This window comes from Persicobacter psychrovividus (assembly GCF_036492425.1).
Classification (GTDB): Bacteria; Bacteroidota; Bacteroidia; order Cytophagales; family Cyclobacteriaceae; genus Persicobacter; species Persicobacter psychrovividus.
On record NZ_AP025294.1, the window covers coordinates 144,410 to 165,245 of the forward strand.

Sequence of the window (20,836 nt, forward strand, 5' to 3'; positions counted from 1 at the left end):
GACGTTGCATGCAACGTCCGTACCGTCAGGTACAAGAATAGCCGAGCGCCAGCCTCCTTTATTTGAAAAACGCCTAACTTTTTAATATGAAAAAATTAAACCTTTTACTTCTATTATTACTCACTTACAGTTTAGGATATAGTCAGCCGATTTCCTTGATCAAAAACTGGTCGATGAAAGTGGAGAACCCACATTTCAAATCGACCCTTAGATGGGAGAAAAAAGGTGATTTGGTCATTGCGCGTGTGCACCTGAAATCGGCTCAGCCAGAGCAGCTGCCGGCCGTAAAAATCAGCTTCGAGACTCCTTCGGTGGATGTCTATTCGGTGTTCAATGACTCTCCTTTCAGCGGAGGATCAAATTATCACATCACCCAATACAACCGATTTGGTAGCACGATGCCTTTAATCAGTATGTTGAATAAGGCTCAACAAAACCGTCTGACTTATATGCTGTCTGAGCAATTGGAAACATCCGTAATCAAGGTCAATCTTGATGAGGAAGGAGCGGTATTCAGACATCAACTGAAGATTAATACGGACAAGCCACCTATCCAAAAAGTAAAGGAGTTTACATTCAGTATATATTTCAATGCAACCGAAAAAAGATATGAACAGGCAATTGCTGAAGCATTAGATGTTGTTAAGGTAGAAGGAAATACACCTTCAGCATACATTCCTAAAGGAGCTTGGGCACCCCTCTATTCAACATGGTACAGCTATCACCATTTCCTTGAAGAAAAAGAATTGCTGACTGAATGTAAAAAAGCCAGAAAAATGGGCATGAAAACGATCATTATTGATGATGGTTGGATGACGATGAACGACAGTTTGAATTTTTCTGGTATCGGAGATTATCAGCCTTTGCGTCTGCCAAAAATGAAACATTTGGTCCATTCGATTCAGAAATTGGACATGAAAGTGATGCTCTGGATGTCCACTTCGATGTTGGGGCAGGATTCTGAAGTAGCCAAAAAATTCCACGGCAAATATATCCGATTCAAAAAGGGATCAAACACCTTTATCATTGATCCTCGATATCCTGAAGTTAGAAATTACATCATCAATACTGCTACGCGTTTGATGAAAGATTACGGCTTGGATGGTCTTAAACTTGACTTTTTGGCGCAGATGTATCCAGATGCGGATACGGAAATGACCAAAGCCAATGGGCGTGATTATGCATCGATCAATGAAGCCACCGAGGTGATGATCGCTGAGATTTATGCCAAATTAAGAGCGATCAATCCAGAGGTGTTGATTGAGTTCCGTCAGCCTTACATCAACGTACTGACACAACAATACGCCAATATGTTCCGCGCGATTGACAATGCCAATATGGAGGTGGAAAACCGTGTGTATACGGCAAAAATCAAATTGCTTGCCCCAAAATTACCTGTGCATGCGGACATGATATTGTGGCACCATGATGATACGGCCGAAAGCCTTGCCCTTCAGTTTATCAATACCGCTTTTGCTGTCCCTCAGGTAAGTGTAAAGGTAAAAGATATGAATAAAGAACAGAGGGAAGCAGTTAACTATTGGTTAAACTTTTATACTCAAAATGAGGATGTTCTGATGCGAGGAAATTTCTTTGCTGATGATCCTGCCGAACATTTCACCCAACTTACCGCCGTTAAAGATGGGCAGCAGGTTTCTGCTGTTTATACCAATAATTTGGTAGAATTGAAGGAGAATGATGTTAAAAAACTTACCTTAATTGATGGCAGTCATCAAGGAAATATAGCTGTGAAATTCAACCGTCCATCTACGATAAATTATAAAGTATTTGATTGTAAAGGGAAGCTTATTGAACAGCAAAAAGAGGTGCAGGTGAATGGCTTCCACGGGTTTGAAATTCCATTCTCAGGAGTGATCGAGATCAATATTGAGCAAGGGGTTTAAGCCTATTTTGTGGGGGATATTGTATAAATCGGATTTTTCAATTTAACGCAAAATATTACTTTGTTAGCTGTATGGATGCACCTATGTGTGTATCCAAACCATCTAAAAAATTAATTGATTCGGGCAGACACATAGGTCAGCCCGTACAGCGACTAAATTTAATTTCGTGGTAAAATATCAAAGTATGATTATACCCCCGCACCGTCAGGCACAAATAATTAATTTAATGATCAGGTTATAAATAAATTTTTAGTATATATATTTTTTGATAATGAAAAGAGGAGTTGTGTTTTTATTGATGTTATTGTTTGTAAATCAAGCGATAGCACAAAACGACAAGCAAGATGAATTGCTCTTTGGAGTCGCATATTATGATGAATATATGCCCACTGAGCGTTTGGATAAAGACATCGAGATGATGAAAGCGGCGGGCATTAATTTTGTCCGTATTGCTGAATCTACCTGGAGTACCGTAGAGCCTGCGGACAATGTTTACGATTTCTCGCATATTGACCGTGTCTTGGATGCGATGTATAAAGCCGGAATCAAGGTGATCATTGGAACGCCAACCTATGCGACCCCTCCATGGTTGGTCAAAAAATATCCAGATATCATGGCCATCAGCAAAAATGGGCAATTTCAGTATGGAGCACGCCAGCAGATGGACATCACCAATGAGCATTACCGTTTCCATGCCGAGCGCGTGATCCGTAAAATCATGGAGCACATCAAAGATCATCCTGCGATCATTGGCTACCAATTGGATAATGAAACCAAGCATTACAATACCGCAGGGCCTAATGTTCAGAAGGCTTTTGTGGAGTACATGAAGAAAAAATGGCCTGATCTGAACAAAATGAACAAGGCTTTTGGTTTGGACTACTGGAGTAACCGCATCAATAGCTGGGAAGAATTTCCTTCGGTAAATGGAACGATCAACGCCAGTTTAAGAGCCGAATTTGAGAAGTTCAGACGTGGATTGGTGACGGAATTTTTGGCTTGGCAGGCACAGATTGTTCGTGAATACTCCAAGCCTGATCAATTCATTACGCATAATTTTGACTTCGATTGGAGGGGATATTCTTACGGCCTGCAGCCAAGTGTAAACCACTTTGAAGCATCAAAAGTAATGGATGTTGCTGGTGTCGATATTTATCACCCAACGCAGGATGATTTGACTGGAATGGAAATCGCTTTTGGTGGTGACATGACCCGTTCCATTAAAAATGGCAAGAACTATTTCGTTATTGAAACAGAAGCACAAGGTTTCCCTCAATGGTTACCTTACCCTGGTCAATTGAGATTGCAAGCCTTCAGCCATTTGGCATCAGGCGCAAGCATGGTCGGTTATTGGCATTGGCACTCGATCCATAATTCTGCCGAAACGTATTGGAAAGGCTTGTTGAGCCACGATTTTGAGCCAAATCCTACTTATATGGAGGCGCAAACAATCGGTAAAGATTTGAAGCGTTTGAACAAAGATTTGATTGGTTTGAAAAAAGACAATCAGGTGGCTTTCTTGGTGAGCAATGAAGCGCAAACAGGATACGATGAGTTCAGTTGGGTATTTAAAACCAAATACAATGACATCCTTCGCCTGTATTATGATGCACTTTATAAGTTGAATGTTGAGGTGGATATGATCGACCCTTCCTATTTAGATTTTAATAAATACAAAATGATCGTTGTCCCTGCGTTCTATGCTTCATCCGATGCTGTTTTGGAAAGATTGAATGCTTATGTAAAGCAAGGTGGGCATGTGGTGTATACTTTCGGAAGTGGAGTTAGCGATGAAAATGTGAAGGTTCGCCATAGCTTGCAACCGGGCATCATCAATGAGGCTTGTGGTATTCAGTATAACCAATTCACCGTGCCGAAATCGGTTAAATTGACTTCCGACAAAATCAAATTTGATCAAGCAACTACCGATGTAGATACTTGGATGGAGATGGTCAATGCGAAAGGGGCTAAGGTATTGGCAAATTATAATCACCCAGTTTGGGGGAAATATGCGGCCGTAACGACCAACAAATATGGTAAAGGAGAAGCGATGTATGTGGCTTGTAAAACAACTCCTGAAGCGACGGAAGAAATCCTTGAGCAGGCGGTGAAATCTGCTGGTTTGTGGTCCGATGCGCAGTCCTTGACTTTCCCAATCACGGTGAAAAAAGGAGTGAACAGAGCAGGCAAAAACATCCATTATGTTTTCAACTACTCCGCCGAGCAGAAAACGATCCAATATCCATTTGCTGCGGGTAAAGAGTTGTTGAGCGGTAAAAAAGTGAAGAAAAATAGCGAACTGAAATTGGCCCCTTGGGGTGTAGCGATTGTTGAAAGCAAGTAAGAATCAAAGTCGATCCGTTCAGTTTTTGTGATAATATGTGCCCTTCAATTTGAAGGGCATTTTTCATTTTAACCACTTGAACATATGACTTTTGTATCATGATAAAAACAATATCCCTATTTTTTTCTGTGCTGCTTATGGGGGCTTGTACTCCCAAAACAGCAAGAATATATGACAACTTTGTCAAGCATAGCCAACAGCCTGAGAAAGCTATTTTGCCTGATTTTTCTTATGCGGGATATGCATTTGGAGAAAAAGCAATTACGGCACCATCTACTGATATTTTCGATGTTACCGACTTCGGTGCCATCGCCAATGATGACAAATCGGATGAGGCGGCGATCAAAAAAGCCATTGCCAAGGCAGAGCAAAATGGTGGGGGCGTGGTGTATTTTCCTGCCGGAAAATATTTGGTCAATACCGATTTGCAAGAGCAAAATGAATACATCCTGATTCAGCACTCCAATGTGGTATTGAAAGGTGAAGGGCCTGAAAAGACGACCATTGAAATCCAAAAACGTGCGGGTGCGAAGGCAATCACTTCGGGAATTTATAAGTTCCGATTCGAGAAAGTAAGCGATCATGATCCTGCCTTTTCACATGCTAACCTAAAGCTGAAAACAGATTTTATCACCAAAATCAGTGCTGATATTACGGGTGGATCATTCGATGTACAGGTGGCAAACACCAACCACTTGAAAGTGGGACAGTGGGTAACTTTACAGCTTCCTGCAACCGATGACCGTCAGGTGAAATTGTTCTACACTCAGCCGTATGATATTCCAACCAAAGCGGACGAACAAAAAACGAATACCCATTGGTATCAAGCCAAAATGGAGTTGTCCGAGCGTCATTTGATCAAAGCGATTGATGGCAATACGGTTACTTTCGAGTCGCCAGTACATATTCCTGCGGTTGCCAAACACGGTTGGGAGCTTCGTACTTTTCCTCATCTTGAAAATGTGGGTATCGAAGGTATTCACATCAAAGGGAATTGGGAGGGCTACTATCCTGGTAACCACCAATTGTTGATCAAGAAAAAAGGTTTCAGTCCTTTGATGATGTCTGCTTGTGTGAACAGTTATATCAAAAACTGTTACATCAGTAATTATAATATGGGCATGCGTTTGTACAATTTGGCCGCATGTTCAGTAGTAGATTTGAAGATGTTTGGTAACGGTCATAACCGAGGACGTCATAATATTTTCCTACAGAACAGTAACAATGTCTTTGTGGGTAAAGTACAAGATTTCCAAGAGAATGAAGATGCCTTCACCGTTACGCATAGTGCGATCGGTAATGTATTTTGGTATTGCGAGAATGAAGCCAACACGGCTTTGGATATTCACGCCGCCTATCCATATGCCAACTTGTATGACAACGTAAAATCTTCTTTCAAAAGAAAAGCAGGCGCGGGAACGAACGGTCCAATGGGCGGTTATAACCCTCAGCATTTGGGTAAATTGGTGCTTTGGAACCATCATTATACAGGAAGCGATGCTTCGGTTTACCCTTTCTGGGACAAAAATGATTTCTACAATGCCAGGCATCAGTTCTATGTGATGCCGATCGTAGCAGGGATGCACGGTAACCCAATCAGCTTCAAGGCGGAGCAATGTGAAGCACTTGAATCAACGGGTACAGTGGTTACTCCTGAGTCTTTATATGCAGCACAATTGGAGCGCCGACTTGGAAAAGTACCAGCATGGTTGGAAGAATTGAACCAAGAAAAATGGTTGGATGAAAGCCCTGTGAAGGCGGATACCAAGACGATTATTACAGCAGATTTCGATCATGGAAGTTTGGATTATATGTATGAAAAATCTCCTAATCATTTCGTGGGGCGTACCAAGCATTGGTTGAAAGAAGATAGCATCGGTAATCAATATTACTGGTTCTATTATCAGATGAAAAATGTCAAAGGCAAAACCATCACCACCGTTTTGGAGGAGATGAAGGGAATCTATCGTGGCATGCCGCACTTGATCTTTACCGACTATACGCAACCCGTTTTTAGTTATGACAATGAGCATTGGGACCGTATCACAGACGTAAAATATAACGGCGAAACACACGAATTCAAATACACGCATACCTTTACGGAGGACAATGTTTGGATTGCCTATGCACATCCATACACTTACAGCCGTAAGGAGGCATTGATTTTCTCTTTGTTCAACAATCCGTTGGTAAAGGTTGATTATATCGCCAAAACTAAACAAAAACGTCATTTGCAAGTGGTTACCATCACCGATCCTAATGTGGATGATAAAGGTAAAAAGGTGATCATGGTCGATGCGATGCAGCATGCGGGTGAGGATTGTGGCGGATATTTGGCAGAAGGATTGATCAAATACTTGATCTCGAATGACGCTCGCGCGGCACAAATCCGTAAAAAGTTCATCTTCAAAGTGATCCCAATGATGAACCCTGACGGGGTATTCTTCGGAACGACTCGCTATAATATGAGCATGCGTGATATGAATGCTTCTTGGGGTGAAGATCACTCTCAGGAAGTGATGGACAATGAGTTGAAAGAGGTTCAGGCCTTGCAAAAATACAGTCAAGACATCTATGCGCATGGCCATATTGATATGTTGCTTGATGTGCATAGCCATTCTCAACAGGTACAGAAACATACGATTCTCTGCCCGAATGAAAATACATTGAAAGAATTTGCCGTATGTTTGAGTAAATACTGGAAAATCAAACATGTTGGCGTCAAGAGTACTGGGCGTATGCGTGCGTATTACTATAAATATGGGACACCATCAGGAACAATTGAACTTTCACAATCTAAGTTGGCAGGTGAAAATCCTTATTTAACGGTTGAGGATTATCAGAAATATGGGGAAGGCGTTGCTAGAGCGGTTTGGGATTATTATGCTGAGGTAGAAAAAATGATGAAGTAAATCGGGAATGATCAATAGCAAAAAAGGCAGCCTTTTCGGGCTGCCTTTTTTTATAATTTTCATTATGTGTAAAGTCTTAGCGTGCTATCCTGTAGTGGGGGCTGTCGTACAACTCTATTCTCTTAATTTGACGCAGAAGATTATTTTGTTAGCTGTACGGATGCACCTACGTGTGTATCCAAACCATCCAGTATTTTAGTTATTAGGGCAGACACATAGGTCAGCCCGTACAGTGACCAAATAAAATTTTGTGCGTCATCATCAAACCGAGTTTATGCAACAGCTCCTCTCACAATGCTGACCTTCCGTAATTTTCCCCAAGATTTATTCAAATTGTTACGTGAGACATAATGAATTATGCCTTTACAGAATTACGATCCGTCACAGATCTAATAATCATGTTAATCCTTCCAATCAAGTAAATCATGGTCAAAAAATTCCAATATTATCCACTTAAACTAAAGACATCATGAGAGAGGACTCCCGCGATAGCTAAAAGATTTCCTTAAACCCCAGCTTGTTTCACCTTAAGGTTCAATTCTCCTTTATGGTCAAAGCTGATCACGGTATTTCCTTGGGGATTAACATTGGTATGGAAACGGATCGCTGTGCCATTGGCATCCGTCAATTTATCGATCGCTTCGGCAGTGGAATTCGATAAGACGATTTGCGCTTCAGCAATGGAGATGAAAGTAAAGCTCAATTCACCTTTGGCTTCTTGCAAATCCAGTAACTCGATTGTTGAGCTCAACAACTTAGGCGCAGCCGTTTTTTGGGTCGAACGGAAGCCAACCACTTCATTCTTGTCTTTATTCAACCACGCATCAGGAATTTGATTGGAAGCCGTAACCTTTTTACCATTAACGGTAAAGTAGTCCAAGGTACCCTCGCCTTCAAATTTGAAATCCACCAATTTACCACGGTATTGGTAGTCATTGATTTCTTTCACCAATTTACCTGCCTGCAATGCCAAACCGTGAGGTAAACGCTTCACTGCAATATTGGTCATCGCTCCGAACCAAGCGCCCATACTGAAAATCTGTGGACGGATTTGGTGGTTTGATCCCGCAGGGTAGAAGCCACTCATCTCCACCATCGCACCAGCCATCGGCATGTTTTTCCAAGGGATATAACATTCTTTGGCCGCATAATCAATGGCTTTTCTCAAATCATCCTGATTGATGTCGTCCATTTCCAAGGTCGCCAAAATAGAGAAATATCCTGCCAAGAAATACTCATCTTTCTTCACCAAAAGGTCATCGAAAAGTGTTTTTTGATAACGGTCAATATCAAATTCTTTCGGGAAGAACGGTGGACAGGTCAATGCCCAGATATAATCCGTTTCGTCCAAACCATAGCCATCAGCCATCAAGACTGTGCCGTCCGTAGCGACTGCTTTCCCATAGTAAGGCATTTTTCCTTCAGGGAACAAAGGCTTCATTTTTTCTACCAAGGCTTCTGCTTTCTCGGCATAATTATTCTTGACACCTTGTACCTCACACACCTCATGCAACATACGATAGACGCTGTAATTGAACAGGTTGATATAAATATCATAGCTGCGCTCAATCTTTTTGCCTTTGTATGGAGGAGCATCCCAACCCAAAACCGGTTTTCCTACCGCATTGTCCCAACCGAAATCACGGCTGTTATACAATGGCGTTTCGCAGAAATATTGACGGTAGAATAAGCCTTCTTTTTGATCATAACAATAATCCTCCAACCAATCGCAAGCCTCCATCATCAGTTTCAAATTGTCCTTACTGATGTATTTGGTATCGTTGGTTTGTGTCCAGTACGTAAAAGCAGACCATACCGCATAGAACAAGCCGTCCTCTTGCCATTTGGTGATTTTACCATTGGCCATTTGCCCAAAGAATCGGCCCGTGCGTCCATTCTCCTCAATATTGGTCGGGTTCGCCATCTGGAAATCCGTCCATTTGTCCAATGGATTTGCCCATCCACTGTACGCCATCCATGAACAAGCCAAACCGCCATCACGTACCCAGATCAAATAATAGATCTTCTGTAAAGCCGCCTGCATCGCTCCAGATTTGTCTTGAGCCGAAAGGAAAATTCGCTTATTGAAATCAATCAAATTTTGGAGCGAATCATGATCATTCAAGACCAATTTACCGAAAGCGGTTTCTTTAATAACTTCCTTATCATTGTCCGCCATTAGCTTTTGCTGACCCTTGGCGGCCAATTGTTGCAATTTGCGTTCAATATGTTCGCCTTTGAGCGCGCCTCCGATGAAAATCGGCTGGTTAGGTACCATTTCGGCACGGCAATAAGTGCTTCGCCCTTGGTCGATTTGGAGCTGATGCTGAAAATCTCCCCCCTTCAATACGGCAGCAAATTCAAAGTTCAACCCACGGTCAGGGTGTGCGCTGACGAAGCTTCTTTCAGCTCGCTTGATTGGCGTATCCTGTTTATCGGTTTTGAAATCAATCATGCCCGCCTTCGATGTCCAGATATAAAATACTGGGCTATCTTCCAAGGTGGCAATATGCACATCCTGATTTTTATAATGCACTACCGTATGCCATGGGTCGTAGTCGGTCGAAACATAATCGGCAGCCGATAGGGCAGGGAAGCTGATTTTATCAAAAATCTTGGTATGATCATCCCGATTAGAGAAGTTTCGCATTTTATAGCTGTTGTCTTCGCCCGCCTTCGGGTTGATCCACAACTCGATCGTCGATTGGCTGATATTATATTCCGCACGAACCCCCATTGGGCTGTGCATCAAAATCAACTGATCAACTTTCTTTTCTTGATGTACAGCCGCAACGTCCTTTGTTTGTTGCTGAGGGCTCATCGCGCAACCACCCGCAGAGAGGAGCAGCAACGAAAGCCCAATATTTAAATAGGTCTTTCTCATGAGAGTATAAAATTTTTCGTTATTACTTCATCGGAATTGGTACCCACCTGTACCTGAAATTCGCCAGGTTCTGCCACAAATTCCATTTGCTCATTCCACATTTTTAGATCTTCTTCGGTAATGGTAAAGTGCACCGTTTTGCGCTCACCTTTTTTGAGTTCGATCAATTCAAAATGCTTCAATTCTTTTAGTGGTCGGCTGGTGCTTCCGTACAAATCACTGATATATAGCTGAACCACTTCCTTGCCGTCGTACTGACCTGTATTTTCAAGATCAACACTCACTTGAAGGGATTGTCCTAATTTGAGACTATCGGTAGAAATCTTCAGATTACTGTATTTGAAGTGGGTGTAACTCAATCCAAAACCAAAAGGGTAGGCCGGATCATTGGAAGCGTCCAAATATCTCGTTCCATTTTCGGTCGGTCTTCCGGTCGCTTTTTTAAGATAGGAAATCGGCACCTGTCCGGTGTGTGCAGGGAAGGTTACAGGTAATTTTCCCGAAGGATTATAATCGCCAAATAACACATCGGCCAAAGCATTTCCAGCTTCACATCCTGCCAGCCATGACTCTAAAATCGTCGGCATATTGTCCTTAATCCACGGCATGCAGATCGGGCGACCATCGGCCATCACCACTACGGTTGGTTTGTTCAGTGCCTTAATTTTTTTTGCTAATTCTACCTGTGGTTTTGGTAAGGAAATATCCACCAAAGAGGTATTTTCACCCGAGAACCACTGTCCTTCACCCAGCGTAAGAATCACAAAATCCGAAGATTTGGCCAATCGGATTGCCCGAGCAAGTGCTTTCGAATCTGCGGTATGTTCATCGGCACAACCTGCCTCAAAAGTTACGGTCGCAGCCTTTCCCACTTTGTTTTTGATCCCTTCGGTAAAACGAACCACTTCTTCTTTCGGGCCTGCTGCCGACCATGTCCCCATGTGGGTTTCAGGCTTGGCATCGATTGGTCCAATGACGGCAATTTTCTTGTATTTGGTTTTGGATAAAGGCAAAAGTTGCTCGTCATTTTTAAGCAATACCATGCTCTCGCGGGCAATTTTACGGGCATGCTCCACATACTCAGGCCGTCTCCATTCTTTTTCTTGAAGGCCTTCAGTGAAATATTTGAAAGGATCATCAAAAAGCCCCAACTCAAATTTGAGCTTCAACACTCGGCGTACTGCATCATCAATCAAAGCCACATCCACTTTCCCTTCTTCCACCAAATCCTGCAAATGATCCATATACACCAAGCCCATCATATCGATGTCCGAACCTGCTTCAATCGCTTTCAGGGCTGCTTCTTTTCGGTCTTTGGCATAACGCCAATCGACCATTTCTTCAAAAGAATTATAATCCGAAACCACGGCACCTTTAAATCCCCATTCTCCTTTCAAAATATCACGGATCAGGAATTTATTACCACTACAAGGCACGCCATCATAATCATTAAAAGCATTCATGAACGTACGACAACCTGCTTTTTCAGCCGCATGAAATGGCGGCAAAACATATTCGCGCAGGAATCTTTCCGAAACCGTCGTCTGATTGTAATCGCGACCCGCCTCAACTTGTCCATAAGCGGCAAAGTGCTTGGCACAGGCAAGCATAGTGTTGTTGGCGCTCAGGTCGTCGCCCTGAAAACCATGTACTCGTGCCGCAGCAATTTGACTTCCCAAATAAGGATCTTCTCCAGCACCTTCCATCATTCGGCCCCAACGGGCATCAAAAGAAATATCGACCATCGGAGCGAAGGTCCACATATTGCCCGAAGAGGTTCCTTCGATCGCCATGATTCTTGCAGATCGCTCGATCAGGGGCAAGTTCCATGAGGCCGCCTCACCCAAAGGTACAGGGAAGGTCGTTCTGAAACCATGAATAATATCAAGGGCAAAAATCAAGGGAATACCAGTGTGTTCCATCGCCAATTTTTGGTAATGCCTTTTGTCTTTCATCCACCAGACATTCAGAAATGTACCGACATCACCATTGATCACGGCAGAGTCAATATTGACATCGGTTTCTTTATGGTTATTGGCAATGAGTTTGGCGTGTTTGAGTTGATTCAACTGCCCGACCTTTTGACGAAGGGTCATCCCGTTCAAGATCTCTTCGACTTTTTTGTCAATAGGATCTGTTTTAACCTGTGATTCACCACAAGCAGTCATACCAACCAAGAGTATAAAAATGGCATAAACACCAAAAAATAATGTAGTAACCTTTGTTCTCATCGTTAAATATCTAAAAAATAAAAAAGGCTGTTGCTTTCCTCCCCACAATCCCTAAATAATTTCACCTTCAAGGCACACCATCTTTACCACAAAGGTAGATGAAATACGGTTGGTAGGGGTTATCCTTTTCTCAAAAGGGATTATTCAATTATTAGGAATATAGTTGGGATGGACAATTAAGCAACAGCCTCTATAAAATACTTCTATTCAGCACTCACCAATGACTTCTCTTCCGATTTGTCATTGTCTTTGATCGATTGCAATTCTTGTTTGATTTGCTCTAATTTCTGATCACTCAAATTATAGAACATAAAACAGCCAATTGAGGCAAAAGCAATGAGGGCAGGATAGATCGTCATGGCATTTTTTATGCCTATGAGTGCATCGGCTCCCTGTTCCACATTCGGCTGATAACCATACCAGCTCAACAATGCCAAAGTACCAGAGGCACCAATAGCAACGCCCGTTTTTTGAGCGAAAGTTGCGGCAGAGTAAGCGAGTCCTGTTGCGCGACGGCCATTTTTCCACTCAGAATAATCCGATGAATCAGCCAGCATCGACCATAACAATGGCATGGTAGGTCCAGATGCCAAAGAGAAAACAATCTGTGCGGCGAAGATCAAAACGATTTGATCGGGGCCAAGGAAATAATTAAAGATCAAAGAAGCGGAAATCACTCCCAAGCAAATCATAAACAGCTTGGCCTTGCCGATCTTTTTCGCCATCCAATTGGTTGGCACCACACCCGCCAATACGGCGATAGTCCCGACCACCATAAAGAGCGGTGCAAGGTCCTTACGCCCAACGAAATATTGAAAATAATACATCACCGCCGAGCTTCGGATACCGATATAAATCAACAGGGTGATCGAACTAAAGAACAAGACCAACCATGGTCGGTTCGAACTCAAATCCTTGAAATCCTCCTTCACACTGTTCGCGCTTTGCTTCACAGGCTGAACGCGTTCTTTGGTTGTCAGGAAGGCAAAAAGCAATCCCGCCAAACACAAAACTCCCAATCCAGCGATCGCCAACGGATAACCTTTGGCCTGATCTCCTTCACCCAATTTTTCTACCAACGGGATCAAACCTCCCTGCACGAGCAAACTTGCACCATAGGCAAAAACAAATTTAAAAGACGACAAAGCAGTGCGTTGCTCAGGATCAGGCGACATCACGCCGATCAAAGCATTGAAAGGCACCGTTACCATCGTATAGAAGATCAAGAAGGAGAAGTAAGTCGCATAGGCATAAATCAGTTTTCCTTTCGGGCTCAAATCGGGCACGGTAAACATCATCACCGCCGTGAAAACCAACGGCAGGGCTCCCAACAACAGGAAGGGTCTGAATTTTCCCCATCGGGTGTTGGTTCGATCCGATACCGTACCCATAATTGGGTCGTTCATCGCGTCAAATACCCTAACAATCAGGAATAAGGTGGCTGTCGCTGAGGCGGGTAACAAATATACATCAGTATAAAAAGCAGGAAGGAAAAACATAAGGGTTTGCCACAAACCACTACTCGCCAACTCTCCGAGGCTATACCCGAATTTTTCTTTGAATGAAAGCTTCATTACAATAAACTTTATAGATGAAAAAATTATATACCCGCTTTCAGCTTACCTGAATTCTTGATCACAAATTGCTTCTTTTTAATGTCTTGATAATCAACCAAAACATTCTCTCCTCGGTAATTAATTACATCGTCAAAGTGAATCGCAGGGCGAGGATCACCCTCAGCAGGAGCGATTTGTACCTGATCAAAAATGATGTTCTTTACATGTCGGAAATAAATACCTGACGCAGGTAAATCGGTACCATACATTTTAGGGTATGGATAATTTTTTGAATTCTCGGGCACCTCAATCGTCAAATCCTTTACTGTTCCCGCCGTGTTGTATTCAAATTTACAGTTGTGCATGCTAACCCCTTCTACATAGTTTTCAGGGTAGCCCGTGATGTTTACAGGAACGCTACCAATATTGGTGGCGGTGATGTTGGAGTAAGAGATATTTTTGATCGTTCCAGCCGTAATCGGGTGATCATTGTATTCGGTATGCGTTACTTTATGACGATCCGACAAACGAATAAAAATCGGTGTCATCATGCCATCCATCACGATATTGTTGAAGCTGATATTTTCGATATCGCAACCATCAACAGACATCAAAGACAAGCCCGTAATACCATTGCGGTAGCCCAAACCGTGAACGATCTTAGTCGCGCGGGTAGGACGTAAAACACAGTTTGAAACCGTAATGCGCTTGAAAGTTCCGAATGAGCCTGTTCCCAATTTGATGTAAGAAGCAGTGGAAGAAACGATACAGTTGGTGATCACCACATCTTCTGTTCCTTTTGGTGCTTCGGTTTTCAGGCAGATACCATCATCAGCAGAGTCCACGGTACAATCAGAGATGTGCACGCGATGACAATCCACAATGTCCATCCCATCATTGTTGGTGTTGGCATGGTTGAACAGCTCAATGTTATGGATGCGAACGTTATCACAAAGGTAAGTTCTCAGCATCCAGAAAGCGGAATTGGTCAGTGTCAAATCGCGAACGGTGATGTTCTGACAATTTCTGAAATAAATACCATAAGGGCGCTTGCTTCCATTTTTTTCATGCATCGGAAAGGCTTCATGGTGATCGCCAGAAGGGTAGATGGTACCGTCGCCAGTCAGAGTAACATTCTCCAAATTGTCACCAAAAATAAACGCACGACGTGACATGGTGTAACCACCTGATTGGCTCAAATCCGCATTCGAAGGGATTTCAGGGAACAATTTTAGATCAGGAACTGCTTGCCACACACTACCTGATTGCAGTTCTATGGTTACATTGCTTTTCAGGTGAATCATGCCCGTCATGAATGTTCCTGTCGGGAAAACAAGGGTGGTGTTTTTTCGGCTCGCTTCATCGATCGCCTTTTGAACGGCTTCGGTGTTGTCGGTTTTACCATCGCCTACGGCACCAAAGTCAGTAACATTCAATGCCTGCGCCATCACATTCAATGGCAGGAAAATTCCCATCAACAGATAAAAAAGATATTTCATAATTAAAGTTTTTGCTAAAAAATATTGAGCTCAAGATCCCATATTTTGCCCATAATCATGGGGATGATCTTTCTTAATTGTTCTAAAAATACGCGACAACCCTTTTAAACTTCATTGAATATTTTTGAACTTTAAGGGATGATTATTCCGCCTAAAGTGACCGTAACCTTTCTCGAGTCTTCCGCCTGTAACTAACAGATGGCCATAAATATCGACGGCCAAGGGGATGCTCACCATGGATAACAAATATTGAAGGAGCCTTATATCTTTTGCTGTCGGACTTTTTAAATTTACGCTCAGCGAACTAAATGACTATTCAATTTTCCAATGGAGGAATTTACTATCTTATCCATAAGTACGGCTCAGTGAATAAATGATGATATACAAATAGCCCGAAGCCAAGTGTGTTTACTTGAATAGCGGGCTATAAATTGCAGAAATATATTTAGTATCAGACTTTTACTTCCTGTTGGTTAGCATAGGCTTTAGGACCAATCCCAAATTCTTTTTTAAAGCAGCGCGTGAAATATTTAGGGTCATTGAAACCGACCGCATAAGCTGCCTGAGAAACAGATATTTTCTCTGTTACCAATAGCTTAGCGCCATGTTTTAGTCTACAACTTCGAATGAATTCATTCATAGACATATCAAGTAAAGCTTTCATTTTATTGTAAAGCCATGTGCGACTCACCCCAAGGTTGGAGCAGAAAAATCCAATATCCAGGTATGGGTTTTCAATTTCCTCTTCAATGATACTTTTAATCTGTTCCAAAAACTCCTGATCCTGAGGGCTAATTGTATCACCAACCTCCTGTATTCCAGTCCATATATCGGATTTAAACTGTTCGATTAAATCAAGCCGCTGGCGTAAAATATTTTCCACCTTCCAATGCAGTTCTTCAAACTTGAATGGTTTGGTGATGTAATCTGAAGCCCCAGCTTTCAGCCCTTCAAGACGATCGTGCTCCGCATCTTTGGCCGTAATTAATATTATGGGGATGTGGCTGGTGCTGATATTCTGCTTCAGTTTTTCACACATCATTATTCCATTCATCACTGGCATCATAATATCTGAAAGAATAATATGCGGCTGTTCCTGTAAAGCAATTTCCAGTGCCTGTTGGCCATTTTCAGCACTTAATACTTGGTAATGATGCTTGAGCCTACTGACAATAAAAGTTCGTAGGTCCTCATTATCTTCCACAACCAAAATCTTTGTTTTAAGTAATTTTTCAAGTTTTTCGGTTTTTTCAATCGACTTGGTTACTACCTGATCGGTTGCGGCCAGTGCTTCTTGCTTTTCCTGTTCCTCCTCTTGAATATTGATCAATGGTATACTAATATTGAAAGTTGTTCCATGATGGTCGGGATTATCTACCTTGGTAACACTGTCCACACTGATCTGGCCATTTGCCAAATCAACAAGCTGCTTTACCAACGATAAGCCTATTCCTGTACCAACAGCCATTTCCTCATGCGTATCCATTCGGTAAAACCTATCAAAAATATACGGGAGCTGTTCGGCAGAAATACCTTCCCCATTATCGGAGATTGTTATTTTAAGTTGCTGGTCCTCAACCCCCATGTCGAATGCCACCGTCCCGCCTTGTGGCGTATATTTTATGGCATTATTGAGCAGATTATAGGTGATCTTGTTAATGAGGTCATAGTCATAGTCAGCCATCACCATCCCAATATTTTCAGAACTATGCAAGGTAATGGATTTCTGAATTGCCAAATGCTCAAAAGAGGTGCGGATGCTTTTATAATGTGTAAACAGGGCGTGCCGCTGAATCTTCAGTCGAATAGCCCCACCATCAATTCTGGAGAGCTCCATGATTTGTTCCACCAAATCCAGTAAAAGCTGCGCATTTCGGGAAACGATATTAAGCAACTCTTTTTCATCTCCATTTTTTTTATTAATCTGTTTAAGTTCACTGATCGGTCCCTGAATAAGGGTCAATGGTGTTCTGAATTCATGGGATACATTGGTATAAAAGTCACTTTTTATTTGATCAACCTGCATTAATTGTTCCGTCTGCAAACGGATTTTCTCATAGGCATTTGCATTATCCATGGCGATGGAAATGTATGAAGCAAGAGAACTCAAAATGGCTTGATGTGTTTCATCATAGGCATTTTTACGGTAGCTAATGGCCACCAAAACCCCTTTTACCTTTGTGCTGTTGGTTTCATATAATGGTATGTAAATGCCCGCCTGAGGTCCAGTATTCGTATATTTTGCGTTGGGTGATTTTAGTAACTGATGTGCACTTTTTGGCAAATCATTACTCAGAATAATCTTACCCGTTTTGATCACATAAGCAGATAATCGGTCCTGTTTATCAAGCTGTAACTGATCACGGGAAATTTGATCGCTGTTAGAACAAACCCCCCAGAGGTTGAGATGATTTTCGTAGGTTTGCCCAATCATCAATTCATCGACAATCATCAATTGCTTGACCGAATCAAATATTTGATTGAAAACCGAGGACAACTCCACGTTAGAAGTGATTTTCTGCCCCATCTGGCCCAGTGCCTCAATATTTTTTTGGTGCTTCTTTAACAGACTTTGCTGTTGCTGCAATTCCGTATTTTGATCAAGAATCATTGCCTTTTGGCTTTGCAGGTTTTGATTTACGATAATCAGTTCCCTTGTTTTTTCCTCAACCGTCTGGATCAATTCTTTTTTACGTTTTTTCAAGTCATTAATATACCAAAGCAGCATTGTCAGGAATACAATACCCATAGCCATAATTATCAATGACTTAAACCAAGCGGTCTCCCACCATGGAGGCATAATGGAAATTTCTAATTTCTTGATATTGGATGACCATCTCCCGTCAGGATTTGTAGCTTGGATTTCAAGTTCATAAACTCCTGGTGAAACCATGGAATAATTGATAGAAGTTTCATTGAAATTGGTGAAATTCCACTGCGCATCGTACCCTTTTAGGCGGTAACGATATTTAATTTTTTTGGGCACCCGAAAGTCCAGCGTCGAAAATGAAATATCGAAATTATTAAAGGAGTGGGGGAGTTGCAATTGCTTGATCTCATTGATGTCATAATCCTGTAATGCATACTCATTCTGCCCATCGGAATTGGCACTTTTAGATGGGGTAATCTTTAATTTTGACAGGTATACATTGGGCTGAGAATTATCAATCTGAATATTAGCGGGGTCAAATTTGGTAAACCCATTTGGCCCACCGAAATAGATCACACCCTTTTCGTCTTTGAAGAATGCACATTCATTGTATTCATTGGAGAGCAAACCGTCCTCTTCTGTAAAACTTGTGAATGTTGCCGCTTCCGGATTTAAACGACTGATGCCATTATTTGTACTCATCCAAATATTACCTCTGTCATCTTCAAGGATACCATGAATGATATTTGATGGCAAGCCGTTTTTGGTAAAAAAATGGTCGATTTTTTCCTGCTCAGGATAGTAAGCATTAAGGCCATAACGGGTGCCTATCCAAATAGTGCCGTCTTTTGCCTCGGTGATCGTACGTACTTCATTATGGCTCAGTCCATTGCTTTCTTTTTTCAAGCGATTCAGTTTACCCGTAGCAGGGTCAAGAATAAATACTCCCTGGCTTGTTGTACCAATCCATATTTTTCCAGTTTCATCCTGCATCAAGGAAAGCACAGCGCCAATTTTTTCATGCTCACCAATGATCTTTTGGGAAATATTCTCGAAAATATCACTGTTAGGTAGCTGATAATGTAGTCCACCACTCATGGGGCCAAAATAGACCGTACCATCATCTGCCACCAAAATTGCCCGCAGCGACCAGCCCGGGAAAAGATGAGGATCTGAAGGGTCGTGTTTGGCATAATGTATAAAACGATGGGTGGCTAAATTGTATTTTGAAATCTTCCCTTCAAAATAGCCAATCCATATATATTTTCCGTCTTTGGAAGGAGTCAAAGAGCCCACCACATTTGAGGAAATCGTCGAAGGACTATTGTTGTTTTGCTTAGGGAATTTTCGGATTAGCTGATCTTTTTCATTGAATTCAAAAAGGGAGGTTTTAGTCCCTATAAAAGTACTGCCCTGATGATTAAGGATAGAGTACACCTCCTCATCAGACTTCCGCTTGGCGTTGAAACTTGCCCCATTAAAAGAGGAAAAAGGTTTAGACTGGGTATTGTGCTTGATAACCCCGCCTTTGCCTGTACCTACCCACAAGACCCCCGTTTTATCGACAAATAAATCATATATGATGTTATTTGAATAGCCATTGGTTTTGATGTCTTTTTGAGAAAATTCCCTGAACTCGCTATTTGAATAATTGTATTTTATCAAACCATTATTCGTAGAGGCGCCACCTGCCCAAATGTCACCATTTTTGTCTTCGGCGAGGCAGGAAATAGAGGGATTTTTTTGGTCATTTAAATAAATATCAATGATTTGCCCTGTTTGACTCAAACGGAACAAACCTTGTGTCATGGCCAACCAGATTTCACCCGTTTTGGCTACTTTGATATCGTAAACATTTTGTGCTCTGATGTTTTCTGGAAGGTCAATACGATTGAGGATACTCATGCTACTGACTAATTTTCCATCGCTGTTAAACTGACACCTCAACAGTCCGTTCGAGCGGGTTCCAAACCAAAAGGTATTGAACTCGTCTTTCTCGATCACGCGGACATAGCGATTTTTCATCCCTTCATTCTGGTATTGATGAGTCCTCAAATTTTTTGTGTTCAATGCCGTAACTCCGTTATTGGTGCCTACCCACAACAGGTTGGTGGATGAATCAAAATAAAGCGTGGTAACATAGCTGGAGTTCAGGCCATGTTCCTGCTCATTACCCTCAAAAAAATGCTTTGTTTCAAAAGTTTCTGGATTAATTCTATTCAAACCATTGACCGTTGCCACCCAAATATAACCGTCGGAATCTTCAGCGATACTATTTTTGAAACCAGAAATATCCAAATTAGGACTCAAATCATTACTTATACTTGAGGGGTCGTTTTCGTTATGGATGAGCGTATGAAAATTCTCCGTAATCGGGTCGTACACACTTATTCCCCCACTTTCAAACCTTACCCAAACACGGTTCTTGGAATCCACGAAGGTGGATGTCAGCCATGAATCATAAATAGAATGTGGATCTTTTGGGTCAGGGCGAAAAACCTTCATTTTGTATCCGTCATAACGAATGAGTCCATCCTGAGTACCAAACCACATGAATCCTGTGTTGTCCTGGATGATACTATTGATCACAGAGTGGGAGAGCCCGTCTTTACGGCTTAGGGTGGTAAACTGATTGCTGTTGGCCAACACTAACAGTGTATGAAAGAGCGCTAAAAGAATCAATAGGTATCGCTTCGTCATATCAAAAAATTAGGAGAAAGTAAGAAGATCGAAATTTTAAAAAGTAGTATAATTTACAAAACTCTAATAAGAATATCAATTATTAATTAAATAGGAAAAATCATTTTATAGACCACGAAGTAACTTTCTGTCCGTTCAAAAAATTGAATGGCCCTT

The 20,836-nt window shown here is 41.9% G+C and carries 8 protein-coding genes; 3 read left to right on the plus strand and 5 right to left on the minus strand.

Features of this window, described 5'->3' with window-relative positions; translation table 11 throughout:
- Nucleotides 1-86 precede the first annotated feature (86 nt).
- The 3 genes from AABK40_RS17825 (at nucleotide 87) to AABK40_RS17835 (ending at nucleotide 7,160) form a co-directional block, all read left to right on the plus strand.
- Nucleotides 87-1,904, plus strand: a complete 1,818-nt coding sequence (locus tag AABK40_RS17825) for a glycoside hydrolase family 36 protein (protein WP_338398831.1) — start codon at nucleotides 87-89, stop codon at nucleotides 1,902-1,904.
- A gap of 298 nt (nucleotides 1,905-2,202) precedes the next feature.
- Nucleotides 2,203-4,248 (plus strand): beta-galactosidase, encoded by a 2,046-nt coding sequence (locus tag AABK40_RS17830; RefSeq protein WP_338398858.1) that lies wholly within the window; start codon nucleotides 2,203-2,205, stop codon nucleotides 4,246-4,248.
- Nucleotides 4,249-4,346: 98 nt separating this feature from the next.
- Nucleotides 4,347-7,160, plus strand: coding sequence for a M14-type cytosolic carboxypeptidase (locus tag AABK40_RS17835; RefSeq protein ID WP_338398832.1), 2,814 nt, complete (start codon nucleotides 4,347-4,349; stop codon nucleotides 7,158-7,160).
- 505 nt (nucleotides 7,161-7,665) lie between these two features.
- On the opposite strand, the gene AABK40_RS17840 is transcribed toward AABK40_RS17835, so the two are convergent.
- The 5 genes from AABK40_RS17840 to AABK40_RS17860 all read right to left on the minus strand — a co-directional run bounded on the left by AABK40_RS17840 (nucleotide 7,666) and on the right by AABK40_RS17860 (nucleotide 20,680).
- Complete coding sequence (locus AABK40_RS17840; RefSeq protein ID WP_338398833.1) at nucleotides 7,666-10,044, minus strand: hypothetical protein; 2,379 nt, start codon at nucleotides 10,042-10,044, stop codon at nucleotides 7,666-7,668.
- A complete protein-coding gene (bglX, locus tag AABK40_RS17845) occupies nucleotides 10,041-12,275 on the minus strand; it encodes a beta-glucosidase BglX (protein WP_338398834.1) in 2,235 nt (744 codons plus the stop codon). Before bglX ends, AABK40_RS17840 begins: the two co-directional genes overlap by 4 nt.
- A gap of 203 nt (nucleotides 12,276-12,478) precedes the next feature.
- The gene (locus AABK40_RS17850; RefSeq protein WP_338398835.1) at nucleotides 12,479-13,849 is read right to left on the minus strand and encodes an MFS transporter; all 1,371 of its coding nucleotides are present in this window, start codon (nucleotides 13,847-13,849) and stop codon (nucleotides 12,479-12,481) included.
- Between the two features lie 26 nt (nucleotides 13,850-13,875).
- A complete protein-coding gene (locus AABK40_RS17855; protein WP_338398836.1) occupies nucleotides 13,876-15,330 on the minus strand; it encodes a glycoside hydrolase family 28 protein in 1,455 nt (484 codons plus the stop codon).
- 451 nt (nucleotides 15,331-15,781) lie between these two features.
- On the minus strand, nucleotides 15,782-20,680 hold the full coding sequence (locus AABK40_RS17860; protein WP_338398837.1) for a hybrid sensor histidine kinase/response regulator: 4,899 nt from the start codon (nucleotides 20,678-20,680) through the stop codon (nucleotides 15,782-15,784).
- Nucleotides 20,681-20,836 lie beyond the last annotated feature (156 nt).